The sequence below is a fragment of the Mycobacterium sp. NGS49 genome, assembly GCF_059812565.1.
In genome coordinates this window covers 42,764-58,236 of the sequence record NZ_JCALCX010000016.1, presented here as the reverse complement: position 1 = coordinate 58,236, position 15,473 = coordinate 42,764, and the positions used below count along the sequence as shown (strand labels likewise).

At 66.0% G+C, this 15,473-nt stretch carries 15 protein-coding genes and 1 tRNA gene; 8 read left to right on the top strand and 8 right to left on the bottom strand.

All coding sequences use genetic code 11. From position 1 onward, the window contains the following. Window positions 1–3: 3 nt before the first annotated feature. Entirely contained in the window at window positions 4–1,821 is a 1,818-nt protein-coding gene (locus AC5Y7D_RS18160) for an AMP-dependent synthetase/ligase (RefSeq protein WP_499926384.1), read from the bottom strand. Window positions 1,822–1,905: 84 nt separating this feature from the next. Then, window positions 1,906–1,989: transfer RNA gene (locus tag AC5Y7D_RS18155), tRNA-Tyr, on the bottom strand. Window positions 1,990–2,057: 68 nt separating this feature from the next. Here AC5Y7D_RS18155 and AC5Y7D_RS18150 point away from each other — a divergent pair. Both AC5Y7D_RS18150 and AC5Y7D_RS18145 read left to right on the top strand, forming a co-directional pair. Next, a complete protein-coding gene (locus AC5Y7D_RS18150) occupies window positions 2,058–2,549 on the top strand; it encodes a YajQ family cyclic di-GMP-binding protein (RefSeq protein ID WP_499926382.1) in 492 nt (163 codons plus the stop codon). A 147-nt stretch (window positions 2,550–2,696) separates the two neighbouring features. Then, a complete protein-coding gene (locus AC5Y7D_RS18145; protein WP_499926381.1) occupies window positions 2,697–4,172 on the top strand; it encodes a flavin-containing monooxygenase in 1,476 nt (491 codons plus the stop codon). On the opposite strand, the gene AC5Y7D_RS18140 is transcribed toward AC5Y7D_RS18145, so the two are convergent. Next, complete coding sequence (locus AC5Y7D_RS18140) at window positions 4,169–5,563, bottom strand: trypsin-like peptidase domain-containing protein (RefSeq protein WP_499926380.1); 1,395 nt, start codon at window positions 5,561–5,563, stop codon at window positions 4,169–4,171. The two genes, AC5Y7D_RS18145 and AC5Y7D_RS18140, sit on opposite strands and share 4 nt — an antisense overlap. 99 nt (window positions 5,564–5,662) lie before the next feature. On the opposite strand from AC5Y7D_RS18140, the gene AC5Y7D_RS18135 reads away from it, so the two are divergent. Continuing rightward, a complete protein-coding gene (locus tag AC5Y7D_RS18135; protein ID WP_499926378.1) occupies window positions 5,663–6,688 on the top strand; it encodes an NAD(P)H-dependent glycerol-3-phosphate dehydrogenase in 1,026 nt (341 codons plus the stop codon). A gap of 520 nt (window positions 6,689–7,208) precedes the next feature. Here AC5Y7D_RS18135 and AC5Y7D_RS18130 read toward each other — a convergent pair. Together AC5Y7D_RS18130 and AC5Y7D_RS18125 are read right to left on the bottom strand one after the other, a co-directional pair. Further along, on the bottom strand, window positions 7,209–7,340 hold the full coding sequence (locus tag AC5Y7D_RS18130) for a hypothetical protein (RefSeq protein ID WP_499926377.1): 132 nt from the start codon (window positions 7,338–7,340) through the stop codon (window positions 7,209–7,211). A 158-nt stretch (window positions 7,341–7,498) separates the two neighbouring features. Beyond that, window positions 7,499–7,744: a hypothetical protein gene (locus AC5Y7D_RS18125; protein ID WP_499926375.1), complete on the bottom strand. Its 246-nt coding sequence runs from the start codon at window positions 7,742–7,744 to the stop codon at window positions 7,499–7,501. Window positions 7,745–7,933: 189 nt separating this feature from the next. Between AC5Y7D_RS18125 and AC5Y7D_RS18120 the strand changes: the two genes are divergently transcribed. Together AC5Y7D_RS18120 and AC5Y7D_RS18115 are read left to right on the top strand one after the other, a co-directional pair. Then, window positions 7,934–8,560, top strand: coding sequence for a YncE family protein (locus AC5Y7D_RS18120; protein WP_499926374.1), 627 nt, complete (start codon window positions 7,934–7,936; stop codon window positions 8,558–8,560). Between the two features lie 70 nt (window positions 8,561–8,630). Next, window positions 8,631–9,794 (top strand): beta-propeller fold lactonase family protein, encoded by a 1,164-nt coding sequence (locus tag AC5Y7D_RS18115; RefSeq protein ID WP_499926372.1) that lies wholly within the window; start codon window positions 8,631–8,633, stop codon window positions 9,792–9,794. A 308-nt stretch (window positions 9,795–10,102) separates the two neighbouring features. Here the strand turns inward: AC5Y7D_RS18115 and AC5Y7D_RS18110 are convergent, their stop codons facing one another. Continuing rightward, window positions 10,103–10,906 carry a GerMN domain-containing protein gene (locus AC5Y7D_RS18110; protein ID WP_499926371.1) on the bottom strand — a complete coding sequence of 268 codons (804 nt, stop codon included), beginning with the start codon at window positions 10,904–10,906 and terminating at the stop codon, window positions 10,103–10,105. A gap of 148 nt (window positions 10,907–11,054) precedes the next feature. On the opposite strand from AC5Y7D_RS18110, the gene AC5Y7D_RS18105 reads away from it, so the two are divergent. Together AC5Y7D_RS18105 and AC5Y7D_RS18100 are read left to right on the top strand one after the other, a co-directional pair. After that, entirely contained in the window at window positions 11,055–11,621 is a 567-nt protein-coding gene (locus AC5Y7D_RS18105; protein WP_499926370.1) for a hypothetical protein, read from the top strand. A gap of 131 nt (window positions 11,622–11,752) precedes the next feature. Then, window positions 11,753–12,172 (top strand): META domain-containing protein, encoded by a 420-nt coding sequence (locus tag AC5Y7D_RS18100; protein ID WP_499926368.1) that lies wholly within the window; start codon window positions 11,753–11,755, stop codon window positions 12,170–12,172. 19 nt (window positions 12,173–12,191) lie between these two features. Here AC5Y7D_RS18100 and htpX read toward each other — a convergent pair whose 3' ends face one another. Continuing rightward, window positions 12,192–13,055, bottom strand: coding sequence for a zinc metalloprotease HtpX (htpX, locus tag AC5Y7D_RS18095; protein WP_499926367.1), 864 nt, complete (start codon window positions 13,053–13,055; stop codon window positions 12,192–12,194). A gap of 79 nt (window positions 13,056–13,134) precedes the next feature. Next, window positions 13,135–14,142 (bottom strand): nonaprenyl/(2E,6E)-farnesyl/geranylgeranyl diphosphat synthase, encoded by a 1,008-nt coding sequence (gene grcC1, locus AC5Y7D_RS18090; protein ID WP_499926366.1) that lies wholly within the window; start codon window positions 14,140–14,142, stop codon window positions 13,135–13,137. 45 nt (window positions 14,143–14,187) lie between these two features. Here grcC1 and menJ point away from each other — a divergent pair, with 45 nt between their 5' ends. Beyond that, the gene (menJ, locus tag AC5Y7D_RS18085; RefSeq protein WP_499926533.1) at window positions 14,188–15,402 is read left to right on the top strand and encodes a menaquinone reductase MenJ; all 1,215 of its coding nucleotides are present in this window, start codon (window positions 14,188–14,190) and stop codon (window positions 15,400–15,402) included. The last annotated feature ends 71 nt before the right edge of the window (window positions 15,403–15,473 follow it).

The following is a 15,473-nucleotide window of genomic DNA, read 5'->3' as shown; positions in this document are numbered from 1 at the left end:
CCCTCAGCCGTAGAACGCGTCGATGGTCTCCTTGTTGTTCTGCTCGACGACCGACCGCTTGAGCTTCAACGACGGCGTGAGTTCCCCTGTGTCGACCGATAATTCGTGGTCGATCAGCTCCCACTTCTTGATGGTTTCCCAGCGGTTGAGTTCGCCGTTCAGCTGCTGCACATATCCGTCGACCATCTCGCGCACCTGGGCGTTGCGGGTGAGTTCGGCGAACGACGTTTCCGAGATTCCTTGTTCCTGAGCCCATTTCGTCAAAGAGTCGTTGTCCAGGGCGATCAGCGCAACGCAGAAATTGCGGGCTTCCCCGAACACGATGAATTGGCTGGCGTAGGGGCACAGCGCCATGAACTTCGCTTCGATCGCCGGGGGCGCGACGTACTTGCCCCCGGACGTCTTGAACAACTCCTTGATGCGGCCGGTGATGGTGAGGAACCCGTCGGAATCCAGGCTGCCGCGATCACCGGTGCGCAGCCACCCGTCGCCGGTCATCGCCTCTGCGGTCTTGTCGGGCAGGTGGTGATAACCCGTCATGACCAGTGGGCCGCGCAGCTGCACTTCCCCGTCGTCGCCGATGCGGACGTCCGTGCCGTCGAACGGCAACCCCACGGTGCCGAGCTTGTAGTTGTCGGGACGGTTGATGAAGCCGGCGCCGGCGGATTCGGTGAGTCCGTAGCCCTCCAGCACCAGTACTCCGGCGGCGTGGAACCATTCGGCGATCTCACGGTTGAGCGGCGCCGAGCCGGATACGAAGAACCGCAGCCGGCCGCCGAAGACGTCGCGAACCTTGCCGAACACCAGGCGGTCGAACAGCTGATACTGCAGCTGGAGAGCCAGCGGCACCGGCCGGCCGTCGCGGCGGCGACGCGACACCTCCAGGCCGGCCCGGAAGGCCTGCTCGAACAGCCGGGCCTTCATGCCGCCGCCGCTCTGGCTGGTCATGACGATCCGAGCGTGCGCCTTCTCGAAGATGCGGGGCACGGCGGCCATGAAGGTCGGTTTCACGGTGCCCATGTTCTCGACGATCTTGTCGACGCGGCCGTCGACCGCGCTGACGAACCCACATGCGAGCTGGCTGGCGAGCAGTACCTTGCCGAAGGAGTGGGCCAGCGGCAACCACAGCACATGGAGGTCGTCGTCGCCGAGCAGGCCCTCGCCGCGGATGAACTCCGCCGCCGACGTCCATGACCGGTGCGCGAGCCGAACCCCTTTGGGGCGGCCGGTGGTTCCGGACGTGTAGATCAGGGTGGCCAGCGATTCGCTCGTCACCCCGGCCGCGGCGTCGACGACCGAGGCCGGGTGCTCTTGCAAGTGAGCGGCTCCGCGGCGGGCGAGTTCGTCGAAGGTGATGACCCAGTCGCCGTCGCCCTCGCCGTCCATCAACACGATCAGGCGCACATCGGGCAGGTCGCCGCGATTGTCGGCGAGCTTGGCGACCTGGGAAGCGTCCTCGGCGAACACGATCTGCGACTCCGAGTCGGCCACGATGTAGGTGGCGTCGGCGGCGTGCGTGCTGGGATAGACCGTCGTGGTTGCCGCACCGGCGCACATGACGGCGAGGTCGGCCAAGATCCACTCGTACCGGGTGCCAGACATGATTGCGACGCGCTGTTCGGGTCCGATGCCTGCGGAGAGCAACCCGGCCGCGAGCTCCAGGACGCGATCCGCGGTCTCTTGCCAGGTGACCGGCACCCAACGGTCGTCGCGCAGGAGCCGGAACGCCTCCTTGCCGGCCGACGCGCCGACCCGATCGAAGAACATCTTCGCCAAGTTGGTCGATGTCTTGGGTTCAGTGATTACCGACGGCACTGTCATCCCTCCTTGTTACCTCTCTTCGAGGCAAGTATGGAAGGTGCTGCCGCGGCGCGGCGCCGGATGCCACGTTTGGCACGAACCTGGTGGTGGCAGGTACAGGATTCGAACCTGTGAAGCTTTCGCGACGGATTTACAGTCCGCTCCCATTGGCCGCTCGGGCAACCTGCCGCCTAGCAGGGTACAACGACCGGGTAGACAGTTCACAAACGGGCAGCACTGAAGAAGGGACGCAACGCATGGCGGACTCATCGTTCGACATCGTCAGCAAGATCGACCGGCAGGAAGTCGACAACGCGCTCAACCAGGCCGCCAAGGAACTGTCCACGCGCTTCGACTTCCGCGGCACCGACACCAAAATCGCCTGGAAGGGCGAGGAGGGCATCGAGCTGACCTCGTCCACCGAAGAGCGGGTCAAGGCAGCGCTCGACGTTTTCAAGGAGAAGCTGATCCGTCGCGACATCTCGCTGAAGTCCTTCGAAGCGGGCGAACCGCAGCCTTCCGGCAAGACCTACAAGTTGACTGGCACCCTCAAGCAGGGCATCAGCAGCGAGAACGCCAAGAAGATCACCAAGCTCATCCGCGACGAGGGTCCCAAGACCGTCAAGACCCAGATCCAGGGCGACGAGGTGCGGGTGACCAGCAAGAAGCGCGACGACCTGCAGGCCGTTCAGGGCCTGCTCAAGCAGGCCGACCTCGATGTGGCGCTGCAATTCGTGAACTACCGGTAGCCGGCGCCGACCCTGCGGGTGCCGCCTTCGATTCTGCGCTAGGGGTGGGTCCGCCCGGCGTGTCGCCGCCCTGAGCGCAATCTCAATCCGACCAGGCCGAAGTCTTAGGCTGGTGACGGCATCTCCCTTAGACAAGCGAGGTTCACGATGACCGAGACGGATTACGTCGACGTCCTGATCGTCGGGGCCGGCATCTCCGGTCTCGGCGCCGCTTATCGCATCCTGCAGCGCAACCCGGGGCTCACTTACACCATCCTGGAGCGTCGGGAGCGGATCGGCGGCACGTGGGACCTCTTCCGCTACCCCGGGGTGCGGTCGGACAGCAGCATCTTCACGCTCAGCTTTCCCTACGAGCCGTGGACCCGCGAAGAAGGCGTCGCCGACGGTGACCACATCCGCGAGTACCTGACCGATATGGCCCGCAAGTACGGGATCGACGAGCACATTCAATTCCGCAGCTATGTGCGCGGCGCGGACTGGGATTCGGCCACCGACACCTGGACAGTCAGCTTCGAGCACGACGGCGTCACCAAGCAGTGCCGCAGCCGGTTCGTCTTCTTCGGCAGCGGTTACTACGACTACGACGCGGGCTACACCCCCGACTTCCCCGGCATCGAGCAGTTCGGCGGCACGGTCATACATCCCCAGCACTGGCCGGAAGACCTCGACTACACGGGCAAGAACGTGGTGGTGATCGGCAGCGGCGCGACGGCCGTGACGCTGATTCCCGCGATGGCCGAAAAGGCCGCCAAGGTGATCATGCTGCAACGTTCGCCGACGTACCTGATCTCGGCGTCGAAGTACAGCAAGGTCGCCTGGCTGAGCCGAAAGCTGTTGCCGCGCGGGGTTGCTCACCTGACCATCCGGTTCTACAACGCCTTGATGGAAGGCGTGCTGTGGTTCCTGTCGCGTAAGGTGCCGCCACTGATCAAATGGCTGCTACGCCGGACCGCGGTCCAGAATCTGCCCGCGGGCTACGACGTCGACACGCACTTCAAGCCCCGCTACAACCCTTGGGATCAGCGGCTGTGCCTGATCCCCGACGCCGACCTGTACCAGGCCGTCGCCGACGGGAAGGCCGAGGTGGTCACCGATCAGATCGACCACTTCGACGCCACCGGCATCACTCTGACGTCCGGGCGGCACCTGGCTGCCGACGTCATCGTCACCGCCACCGGCCTCCGATTGCAGGCCCTCGGCGGCGTCCGGATCAGCATCGACGGCATCCAGATCAACCCCACGGACCGCTTCGTCTACAAGGCCCACATGCTCGAAGACGTGCCCAACCTGTTCTGGTGCGTCGGGTACACGAACGCCTCCTGGACGTTGCGGGCCGACATGACCGCGCGGGCGACCGCCAAACTACTGGCTTACATGGCCGAGCACGGCTACACCCACGCCAGCCCCCATCTCGGCGACCGCTCGATGACCGAGAAACCGGCCTGGGACATCCAGGCCGGGTACGTCAAGCGGGCGCTGCACGCCCTGCCGAAGTCCGGCACCAAGCGGCCGTGGAACGTTCGGCAGAACTATTTCGCCGATGCGATCGACTACCGGTTGGACCGGATCGAGGAGGCCATGGTGTTCGGACGGGCGGGCGACCGGGCGGCGCTGGCGGGCTAAGCGGACTCCCCGATGGAGATCTTCTTGCCGCAGTTCGGGCAGAACTTCTCGGCGTGGTGATGCTGCGCGCCGCAGTTGACGCAGAAGTGCGGTTCATCGACATCCACCGCAGGGACAAGCCCAAGCGATCGCACGCTGCCCGTTGCCTCATCCTCGGCCGAGTTGGCGACCTCGGCTTCGGCGCGACGCTGCCGCCGGCTCCTGAGGACCATCAGCGTCACCCAGCCGCCGACGGCCAGCACCAACAGTACCCCACTTGCGATGTACCACAACAGATTTGACCGCTCGAAGATCGAAACGTCGCCGTACTGCTCGCGCAGATTGGCCGCGCTGGTCTTGAGGTCGGCGGCGCCGGGGTAGTCGGGGGAAAGCACCAGGGCTTCGTCGAAGTCCTTTATCGCGTCGCTGTAGCGGCCGGCGTAGTAATGGTCGAGCCCTTGGCGGTAGGACCGGTCCGCGGGTCCGAGCGTGGCCTTGACGGCCTTGGCCATCATCATGCTGGCCAGCGTCTCGGCGGGCGTGACGAAGTTGAACGGCTGGGATTGACCCGCAGGGCCGAAGCTGTTCACACCGATCACCTTGCCGTTGAGGTCCACCGTCGGGCCCCCGCTCATCCCCTCGGCGAGGGCGGCGTCGATCTCATAGGCCGGGCTGGACTTCACCTTCGCCTTCTTGCTCACCTTGCCGCTCTTATTCGTCGGGTCCAGCGACGGACCGGTGAGCCGCGCAGTGGGCTCCGGGTAGCCGACGGCCAGCACCGGGGTGCCGACGCCCACCTCGCCGTCGGTGGCGAGCTCGGAGGACGGCAGATTGCGCTTGTCCACCTTCAGCAGCGCCACGTCGCCCTTGCTCAGTGGCCGGAAATCCACGACGCCGGCCGGCATTTTCGCGGCGATCTTCGTCCCAGTGCCGTAGATCAATGTGAGGTTGAGTTCTGGCCCCTTATCCGGCAGCGTGCCTTCCACCCGGGCATTCTTTGCCAGGTACTGCAGCGTCGCCATCGGGTCCCGGCTCACCGGCGAGTCGGGGTACTGAGCCTGGAACTCACCGGCGGCGCGCTTGAGTATCAGCTCCTTTGCCGTGTCCGGATCGACGCAGTGCCCTGCCGTGGCCACCCAGCCGTCCGGGTTGACGACGAAGCCTGTGCAGGTCCAGGTGACGACGAAGGGTGCGTTCGACCCCTCACCGAAGAACGACAGCGTCTTGCCATCGGGCAACCTGACCATGCCGTACGCCTCGGCACTGAGGAACATCACGGCCGGCCGTATCCGGGCCGCCGCCACCTGTTCCGCGTTGGTCTGCGGTCGCCCGTCATCGGCCGCCGCAGTGGCGGGCCACGACACCGACAGGACGAGGGCGGCCACGGCCGACAACGCTCGGCAAGAGATCACCACTCCACCATCCAGCGGCACAGCGGCACCGGGAAGGGCCCGAAGTCCTTTGCCGAGAGGTCGTTGGTATTCGCCGGTGACCGCAATAGGCTGACGTTCATGTCAGCTGAGAAGCGCGAACCCAAAGTCGTTGTGCTCGGTGGCGGTTCCTGGGGCACGACCGTAGCCTCAATCTGCGCGCGCCGCGGGCCGACCCTGCAGTGGGTGCGTTCGGAGGATACCGCCAAGGACATCAACGAAAACCACCGCAACAGCCGCTATCTCGGCAACGAGGTAGCGCTGAGTAGCTCGCTGCGCGCCACCACCGACTTCGCCGAAGCGGCCAATTGCGCCGACGTCCTGGTGATGGGGGTGCCGTCGCACGGCTTCCGCGGGGTCCTGACCGAACTGGCCAAGGAGTTGCGACCGTGGGTCCCGGTGGTCTCCCTGGTCAAGGGGCTCGAGCAGGGCACCAACATGCGGATGTCCCAGATCATCGAGGAGATCCTGCCCGGGCACCCCGCAGGCATCCTGGCCGGACCGAACATCGCCCGCGAGGTGGCCGAGGGTTACGCCGCGGCCGCGGTGCTGGCCATGCCGGACCAACACCTGGCCACCCGGTTGTCAACTCTGTTCCGCACCCGGCGTTTTCGCGTTTACACCACCGACGACGTCATCGGGGTGGAGATGGCCGGGGCGCTCAAGAACGTGTTCGCGATCGCGGTCGGCATGGGCTATTCGCTGGGCATCGGCGAGAACACCCGGGCGCTGGTGATAGCGCGGGCGCTGCGCGAGATGACCAAGCTGGGCGTGGCGATGGGCGGCAACGCCGAAACCTTCCCCGGCCTGGCCGGACTGGGTGACCTGATCGTCACCTGCACCAGCCAGCGCAGCCGCAACCGCCACGTGGGGGAACAACTCGGTGCCGGCAAGCCCATCGACGAGATCATCGCATCGATGAACCAGGTGGCCGAGGGCGTCAAGGCCGCCAGCGTGATCATGGAGTTCGCCGACGAGTTCGGGTTGAGCATGCCGATTGCGCGAGAGGTCGACGCGGTGATCAACCACGGCTCCACCGTCGAGCAGGCTTACAGTGGCCTGGCGGCCGAGGAACCCGGACACGAGGTGCACGGCTCGGGGTTCTGAACCCGGGCGGCATCAGGCGCGGTACCTAGAACCTTCGGGTTCGCTATGCGCCGAGCGCGACCGGTGGCCGCTGCCGGCTGCCCCCCACCGTCGATCAAAGGTTCCCACTAGGGCCCCCGAAACATCGGCGTTTCGGAGCGAGTCGTATTCGCTTGTCCGTCGTCGTATTCGCTTGTCCGTCGGAGCGTTACAACTGCACATCGCCGTCAGTTACCTCGATCATGCCGCACACCAATCGATTACCGACTGGCGACAGCAGGCCCTTGTCCACATGATGGCCTTTGCGTCCCGTAGACGCCGTTCGCTCCCGCCCGGGGCATGGCAGAAACCACCAGTACGCCTGGCGACTGGCGTCCTATTCTCCCGCGAAGGTGTTGTTCAGCATGTCGTGATCGGCTTACAACCTGTGGTACTCGTAGGTCGGGCCGCCGGGCAGCGCGTTGCCCCCACACTCGAGGGCAGCTGTTTGTGCGTACATCCACGGTGGGGCTCCCCCGGGTGGAGTCGCTATGTTCGGCGCTCAGCATGAGCCGGGGCCGTATCCGGCGGGCAACAACCCCCGCAGCTGGTCGTCGGGGCCGGCGCCGGCCGTCGAAGCCATACCGATGGCGGCCGCCACACCTACCGCCATCACCACTAGCGCTCGAATCATCGCTCGTCTTTGCTTAGTCGGCTTCCCAAGGGCTAAGCCCTAGAGCACGGGTCCGGCGTGTTGGCCGACTCATGAATGTTCACAGCGCCGTTCTTCTGGAGCGGGCTGAAGCGCCTGAACACGTCCACGACGATCATCCTCTCCGTCGCCGCGTCGCCCTACTTCCAATGGACATAACCGCCGTTGTCGTTCACCTCCTCCAGACACCACATGAGGCCTTGAAGATCCCCACCGACCGGCAACTGACGGCGAATCGATGCCACCTCCTGGTCGAATGGCAGCGTCAATTCCCAGAACTCGCTTGCGTCCCATTCGCTCGTGCGTGTCGACCCGATCAGCGTCGAACCTGGCCCTTCGACGACAAACCCGAAGTAGTAGAGCACTCGGGCCCGTCGCATTCGCATTAGGCCCTCCCCCAGTCCCCAATCACGCTGTCTCCGAACCGAAAAACGCGCCCTGCGACCGTGTGTTCCGCCGATCCAGCGCTGACGAGACAGCAGAACCGCCGCGACGACAAAGGACTTTCGGTCCTTTTCCCGCACCGAGTAGACAGTGACGATGGTGTATGGACTCTGAATCGGGGGACGGAACGCGTGATTGAGCAACGAACCGACCAGCCCAGCCGCAGCGGTATGCGCCCAGTCCTGCTCACACTGGCCTTCGTGGCGGCCGTGCTGGTGACCATCGGCGCCATCGTGTTGGCGAAGTCCCTGCATCGACATGAGAGTCCGCACAGGGTCACCGCGACCGTGCCGGTCGGCCGTGGGGCATCGCGTGTGGCGGTCGACCCGGGCATACACGCGGTGCATGTCGCCAACTTCGGCGAGCACACCGTGGTGATAGACGCACAGACGCGCACCGTCACCGCAACCCTGCAAGTCGGGCGGTGGCCGAATGATGTGGCGGTGGATTGGGGCACCCACACGGTCTACGTCTTCACCTCAACCGAGCCGATGTCGGTGATCGACGGGTCGACGCACACCGTCACCGCCACTGTCGGCGGCGCGCTGAATGGTGTGACGGTCGATCCTGGCACGCACACCGTCCACGCAGCCACGGGCAATGACACCGTGTCCGTGCTCGACGGTTCGACGCACGCGGTCACCGCCACCGTGCACGTGGGCCACGGCCCGCAAGGCGTTGCGGTGGATCCACAGACCCACACCGTCTACGTCGCCAACGGCAGCGACCAAACGCTGTCGGTGATCGAAGCGCGCTAGGGATTGCAGCGTCAAATGGACGCCATCATTCCTGCCAATACCCGGTCCACAGCTGGAGGGAGCGACTCAGATGAAGGCAGCGCACGAACGTCAGCCGAACCGGACCCGGCAACACCGGCGGCCCGTGCCCGTCCCGGTGCAGACTTGCGTGCTCGCGGTCATCGGGACCGTCGTGTTGGCCCCATTCCTGTCTGGATGCCGGGGACCGTCCGGAGGTCAGGCGTCGAAGGCGAGTTCCCCCTCGGCTGCTGCGCCGTCAAGTGGGCAAACCCAATACAAGGTTGCGGCCACCATTCCCGTCGGCAAGGGCCCGGGCGGGGTGGCGGTGGATCCGGCAACCCACACCGTCTACGTCGGCAATCTGGACTCTGACAGCGGCGACGGGACGGTCATTGTGATCGACGGGACGACGCGGGCGGTGACCGCGACTGTGCCGGTGGGCAGGCACGCGGGTGCGGTGGCGGTGGATCCGGGCAGTCACACCGTCTACGTCGTCAACTCCACGGACAACACCGTGTCGGTGATCGACGGCGGGAACAAGACGGTCATCGCCACCGTGCCCGTCGCACCCGGACCGTCCACAGTGGCGGTCGATCCGGGCACCCACACCGTCTACGTCGGCAGCTCGGATCCCCACGGCGGCGCCGGCGCGGTGTCTGTGATCGACGGGTCGACGCACACCGTCACCGCTACCGTTCCAGTCGGCAATTTAGCGGGCGAAGTGGCGGTGGATCCGGGCAGCCACATCGTCTACGCCACCAATTCCGGCGATGACACCATGTCACTGATCGATGGGTCGACGCACACCGTCACCGCGACCATGCCGGTCGCTCACTGGCCCAAAGCCGTTGCGGTCGACCCGGGCACCCATGTCGTCTATGTCGCTACCAGCGACCCCGAGACCGCCCCCAACGACACGCAGCCGCCGTCGCGCAGTGGCAGAGTCTCAGTGATCGACGCGTCGACCCGCACGGTGACCGCGACCATTCCCATCGGCAAGGACCCGGACGGGTTGGCGGTGGACCCAGGAACCCACACCGTCTACGTTCCCAAATACGCCAACGACACGCTGGCGGTGATCGACGGGTCCACCCGCACAGTCACCGTCACCGGCCCTCTTACCGGGGCATCGCTGGGGCACGGCGTCGCGGTAGATCCGGGCACACACACCGTCTACGTCACCAACTTCAACGACGGCACTGTGTCTGTGATCGCAGCCGCTGGCCAGCGCTAGCAGTTCTTGAGGCAATCGTTCAGGCACGAAAGCTCTTAACCTGCAAGACATTACGTGTCACCGCAACAGTTCTCGTAGCACCGCTCGCTACAACTTCCCTCACTACAGCGGTGAGTCGGAGATGTCAGGGTCGGCGCCGACTGTCGGTGCAAAGCCAAGAACAGCCGCTGCCACCGCTGCCGTGGCAAACAACGTGCGCATCATGTCGTGGACATTTCCGGCTCAGGTCGTGGGCCAATAGAGGCTTTCGACACCAACGGTCACACCCTCCGTCACTCGCGCGATGATAGGCGAGCGCGCAAGCCGGCTCACATGTTTACCGGCACGTCGTAGACATTGACACGGGACCCGTCCCGCATGCTCGTTTCCCAGACGACGACGTGGCCAAGACCGTGTGGTTGCGTCGGGTAACCGGAGGTGAAGGCGAAAGCGAACCACCTCTCCCATAACTGCTGTGTCGCTGTAGTGAAACCGTGGTCCAGCTCTGCGCCATCGGGGCCCTCGACCGAGTAGGAGACTGTTCCCTCGAAAACGTTGGCGGCACCGAAGATCTTCAACGGCGACGTCACGGACTCTCCCGGAGCCGGGGACTCCACCAGAATCTTGGGTGTGACGGCCTCCAGGTCGCCACGCTTGAGGTTGAGCGCACCTTCGATGGGCTTTCCGTTGATTGTGATCGTCACCTGACGGACATCGTCGAACTGCGTGAGTGTGAAGACGACCTGGGCGAGACGCAGTTTCCCGGCCGCGCCGCCCGACTGGAAGTCGTCGGAGAGGTCGGCGGTCGCGGCGCCGTCTGCGAGCGCGAGTCCGAGCAGCTTTGTGCCGGCCGGGATGTCGGTCGACATACCGGCGCTTCGCTCGAAGTCGTTGGGCCCGTCCAGAAGTGCTTGCAGCGTTTGGTCCTTGCGGGTATCGGCCACCGACCGGCCGGCGGTGGCGACCTTGTCCGCCCGCATGAAATACACCCGCACCGAGCCGCCGTTGGCGGCCGGTGCCGTCGCCGGCGCCGTCGGATTCGGCGACGTCAACGCCGGCTGTCCGCGATGGCTGCAGGCCGCACCCGCAAGCAATAAGGTGACGGCCGAGAGAACGCAGATCGTCCGCCTCATGGGCTGAGAATGCCATCGCCCGTCACGGTCGAAAAGGGGCGAACGGCCCCACTTACGCCCCCGTGCGGCAGGCATCCGCACAATCGATGACCGTCGTTTCATCGGCGACTTACTGTGACACCAAGCGACAAGAAGCGGGGAGCGCCAGATGCGGTTGACAGGGTCGGCAGGCCTCCTGCGGGCATGGCTGGTGTTCGCAGCCGCAGTGTTCGGGACAATGCTCATGCCGACTGCGGCGCGGGCCGACCCGCCCGGTCGCCTCTTCTATGAGATGGCCGTGACGGGCCCCGACACCCGGAGCCAGGGCTGGAATGGTGTGCTCTACGACGCCAACGGCAACCCTGTCCAGGCTCAGTACGGGCAAACGGTGACCACGCCCCTCGGCGACTTCGTCGATGTCCCGTGCGAAACCCTTTGGGCCGCTTGCGGAATGATCCGCGTCGACATGGCGGAATGGATGAAGGTCCACCCGGCCAACACCCCGGTGGTCGGCGGGTCCAACGACTGGCTCTACCGGATGTATGTGAGCGGCGAGAGTTCTGCCGATCCGCAGTGGAAGAGCACTCTCGTGCGCGCCGGCACAGAGATACCACCGGCCTCCGCGCCGGTCGATACGCCGATGGGTCCGTTCCGCACCGGGGGCGTCAACGCGGTTGGCTGGGTGCGCGCGGGCTGGTTTCCGGTGAGCTGGCAACCGCCACCCCCGCAGCAGTAGATCGAGAGTTCGGGCCCGCCGGCGCGGGCCGGAAGTCTCTCGAGTTCGGGTTCCAAAGCCCCTTCTCGAACACCACCAGCACGCGGCAACGTGGACTGCTGGGGATCCATGGCCCGATCGAGAGGCGTGACATGACTCGCACATTGGGGACCGCGGCGGTAGCGGCGGCGGTCAGCTTATTCACCTGCGTTCCCGCGGCGGCAGACCCTGTCCCGTCGGTGATCGGCGGCACCTCATGGCGTTTCGTCGAAGTCATGGGCGCGGCGCCTCCTGACACCGTACGGCCCACGCTGAATATGTCGGTCGATGGCGCGGCGACCGGCGACACCGGCTGCAACCAGTTCGTCGGACGCTACGTTTACGTCGCGGCGGATCTGAGCTTTTCCGATTTGGCCTACACCAAGATGTCCTGTGGGCCTGACGTCATGCGGGTGGAAAGGGCTGTGCAGACCGCCCTTGCGCGAACCAACCGGACGGCCACACCCCCGGGTGAGCTCGACCTCGTCGACTCCGAGGGGACGGTGCTCGCGCGGCTGACCCCGCTGACGTGATCGCTTGCGTGCGGCGTAATCAGCCGCGCGCCATCTGCTCCAGCCGGCGGATGCGGTCCTCGATCGGCGGGTGCGTGGAGAACAGCGACCCGATGCGCTCACCGGCCCGGAACGGGTTGGCGATCATCAGGTGCGCCTGGTTGGCCAGCTGCGGCTCGGGTGGCAACGGGGCCATCTGAACCCCGCCGGAGATCTTGCGTAACGCCGACGCCAGAGCAAGCGGGTCTCCAGTTAGCATCGCGCCCGACTCGTCGGCCTGATACTCCCGGGATCGCGACACGGCCAGTCGCACGACGGTCGCGGCGATCGGCCCGAGCAACGAAACCAGCAGCATCGCAAAGGGATTGACGCCACCTTCGCGATTGCCGCCGAACGCGCCGAACCACATGGCCATGTTGGCCAGGGCGGTGACCACCGACGCGAGCGCGCCGGCGACGCAGGAAATCAGGATGTCGCGGTTATAGACGTGTGACAGCTCGTGGCCCAGCACGGCGCGGAGCTCACGCTCGCTGAGGATCCGCAGGATGCCGGTGGTGCAACATACCGCGGCGTTGCGCGGGTTGCGGCCGGTGGCAAATGCATTGGGTGCGTTGGTGTCGCTGATGTACAGCCGCGGCATCGGCTGGTGGGCCGCAGTGGCCAGCTCGCGCACAATCCGGTACATCGCCGGATACTGCAACTCCGAGACGGGTACCGCGTGCATGGCGCGCAGCGCCAGTTTGTCGCTGTTGTAGTACGTGTAGACGTTGATTCCGACTGCGAACAGTGTGGCGATAATCAGTGCCGTCCGGCCGAACAGCGAGCCGACGAACACAATCATCGCCGACATACCGACCAACAGCAGGACCGTCTTCAGCCTGTTGGCATGCGGATGCCAGGTCATTGGTGTGTCCTCCTACGACTTGATTACAGCCGATCAACGCCCGGGAGGACGGTTCAGGTTCCGTTCGGTTCGAACCTGGTCAACCCTGCCGGCTGACGGTGTAGTCGACCAGTGCCTGCAGTGCCGTGCGGCCGGGAGATTCGGGCAGCAGGTCCAGCTCGTGATGCGCACGGGCCGCGTACCCCGCCAACGTCTCCTTTGCCTTGGCCATGCCCGACGACGCCCGTAGCAGGGCGAGCGCCTCGAGCACCTCGTCGTCGTCGAGGATGGGCCCGGCCAGCAACTCGCGCAGTCTTGCGCCTTCGGGCTCGGTCTGCTGCAGCGCGTACAGCATCGGCAGGGTCCGCACCCCTTCGCGCAGGTCGGTGCCGGGCACCTTGCCTGATTCGTCGGACTCACTGTCGATGTCGATGATGTCGTCGGCGATCTGGAAAGCGGTGCCGACGATGCCGCCCAACCGGCTCAGCCGTTCGATCTGCTCGCCGTCGGCGCCGGAGAACATGCCACCGAACCGGCCTGCGGCGCCGATCAGGCTGCCCGTCTTCTCGTGCACCACCCGCAGGTACTGCTCGATGCGGTCGACGCCGGCCGGAGTACCGCGTGTCTCCCGCATCTGGCCGGTCACCAGCTCGGCAAACGTATCCGCGACAATGCGCACTGCCTGTGGGCCCAACCGGGAGACCAACCGCGACGCCGTCGCCAACAGATAGTCACCGGCCAGGATGGCCACGTTGTTGCCCCAGCGCGCGTTGGCACTGGGCGCGCCGCGGCGGACCGCGGCCTCGTCCATCACGTCGTCGTGATACAGCGTCGCCAGGTGGATCAGCTCCACCACCGCGCCGGCCAGGGTGACGTCCGGGTTGTCCGGGTCCGGCCCGGTCTGCGCGGACAGCACCGTGAACAGGGGGCGGAACCGCTTGCCACCGGCCAGGAACAGGTGCAGCAGGGACTCGGTCATCACCTCGTCGGAACCCCGCAGCTCAGCGTCCATGAGCTGCTCGACACGGGCGACACCGTCACGCACAGTCGCGGCGAAACCGGCGTCGCCGAAGTCAACGCCCGCCACCACCGTCGCCGGAGTCCTCATTGGACCAACATACTGGGGGACGTGGAGAATGTAGTCCCCAGAGGCCTGCGCGCCCAGGTGGTGGTGGTGGGCGCCGGACCGGCCGGCGCGGCGGCGGCGGCCTGGGCCGCCCGGACGGGCCGGGATGTCCTGGTCATCGACTCGGCCGGCTTCCCCCGCGACAAGGCCTGCGGCGACGGGCTGACGCCCCGCGCGATCTTCGAGCTCGAGCGGCTTGGGCTGGCCGACTGGCTGTCCGGCCGCATCCAGCACCGCGGCCTGCGGCTGAGCGGCTTCGGCGGTGAGGTGAAGGTGCAGTGGCCGGATCGATCGTTCCCGTCTCACAGCAGCGCGGTGGCCCGCCTGGAGCTTGACGAACAGATCCGCAAGGTCGCCGAGAAATCCGGCGCGCGCATGTTGCTGGGAACTAAAGTCGTTGCAACGCATCATGATTCGTCGCGGCGCGTGACGTCCCTGACGTTGGCCGATGGCAGCGAGGTCAGGTGTGACCGATTGATTGTCGCCGATGGCGCACGCTCCTCGCTGGGCCGCAAGCTGGGCCGGCGCTGGCATCAGGAGACGGTGTACGGCGTGGCGGCCCGCGGGTACCTGGCGACCGCGCGCAGCGACGACCCATGGCTGACGTCGCACCTGGAACTGCGCTCCCCCGACGGCGCCGTGTTGCCGGGCTACGGCTGGATCTTCCCGCTCGGCAACGGCGAAGTGAACATCGGCGTGGGGGCGCTGTCGACCACCAAGCGTCCGGCCGATCTTTCGCTGCGGCCGCTGATCCGGTATTACACCGACCTGCGGCGCGACGAGTGGGGATTCGAAGGGCCGCCGCGCGCGGTGGCGTCGGCGTTGCTGCCGATGGGCGGGGCGGTATCGGGTGTGGCCGGCCCGAACTGGATGCTGATCGGCGACGCCGCGGCCTGCGTCAACCCGCTCAACGGGGAAGGCATCGACTACGGGCTGGAGACCGGCCGGCTGGCCGCCGAGATGCTGGGGGCGTCCGACTTCTCCCGTCTCTGGCCGTCGTTGCTGACCGACCACTATGCCCGCGGTTTCTCCGTGGCACGCCGGCTGGCCCTGCTGCTGACCTTCCAGCGGTTCCTCCCGGCGGCCGGTCCGATCGCGATGCGCTCCAACATGCTGATGCGCATCGCCGTGCGGGTGATGGGCAACCTGGTTACCGACGAGGATGCGGACTGGGTGGCGCGGGTATGGCGCGGCGGCGGTCGGATGTCGCGGCTGATCGACCGGCGACCGCCGTTCAGCTAAGGGTGCCGAGCAGACGCAAGGGTGCCGAGCAGACGCAAAATCGCACGGAATGACGCGATGCCGTGCGATTT

Excerpts from the sequence above, each read along its gene's own strand:
- AC5Y7D_RS18160 (WP_499926384.1), bottom strand. The coding sequence starts at position 1,821 with ATGACAGTGCCGTCGGTAATCACTGAACCCAAGACATCGACCAACTTG.
- AC5Y7D_RS18150 (WP_499926382.1), top strand. The coding sequence starts at position 2,058 with ATGGCGGACTCATCGTTCGACATCGTCAGCAAGATCGACCGGCAGGAA.
- AC5Y7D_RS18145 (WP_499926381.1), top strand. The coding sequence starts at position 2,697 with ATGACCGAGACGGATTACGTCGACGTCCTGATCGTCGGGGCCGGCATC.
- AC5Y7D_RS18135 (WP_499926378.1), top strand. The coding sequence starts at position 5,663 with ATGTCAGCTGAGAAGCGCGAACCCAAAGTCGTTGTGCTCGGTGGCGGT.
- AC5Y7D_RS18130 (WP_499926377.1), bottom strand. The coding sequence starts at position 7,340 with ATGATTCGAGCGCTAGTGGTGATGGCGGTAGGTGTGGCGGCCGCCATC.
- AC5Y7D_RS18125 (WP_499926375.1), bottom strand. The coding sequence starts at position 7,744 with ATGCGAATGCGACGGGCCCGAGTGCTCTACTACTTCGGGTTTGTCGTC.
- AC5Y7D_RS18115 (WP_499926372.1), top strand. The coding sequence starts at position 8,631 with ATGAAGGCAGCGCACGAACGTCAGCCGAACCGGACCCGGCAACACCGG.
- AC5Y7D_RS18110 (WP_499926371.1), bottom strand. The coding sequence starts at position 10,906 with ATGAGGCGGACGATCTGCGTTCTCTCGGCCGTCACCTTATTGCTTGCG.
- AC5Y7D_RS18105 (WP_499926370.1), top strand. The coding sequence starts at position 11,055 with ATGCGGTTGACAGGGTCGGCAGGCCTCCTGCGGGCATGGCTGGTGTTC.
- AC5Y7D_RS18100 (WP_499926368.1), top strand. The coding sequence starts at position 11,753 with ATGACTCGCACATTGGGGACCGCGGCGGTAGCGGCGGCGGTCAGCTTA.
- htpX (WP_499926367.1), bottom strand. The coding sequence starts at position 13,055 with ATGACCTGGCATCCGCATGCCAACAGGCTGAAGACGGTCCTGCTGTTG.
- grcC1 (WP_499926366.1), bottom strand. The coding sequence starts at position 14,142 with ATGAGGACTCCGGCGACGGTGGTGGCGGGCGTTGACTTCGGCGACGCC.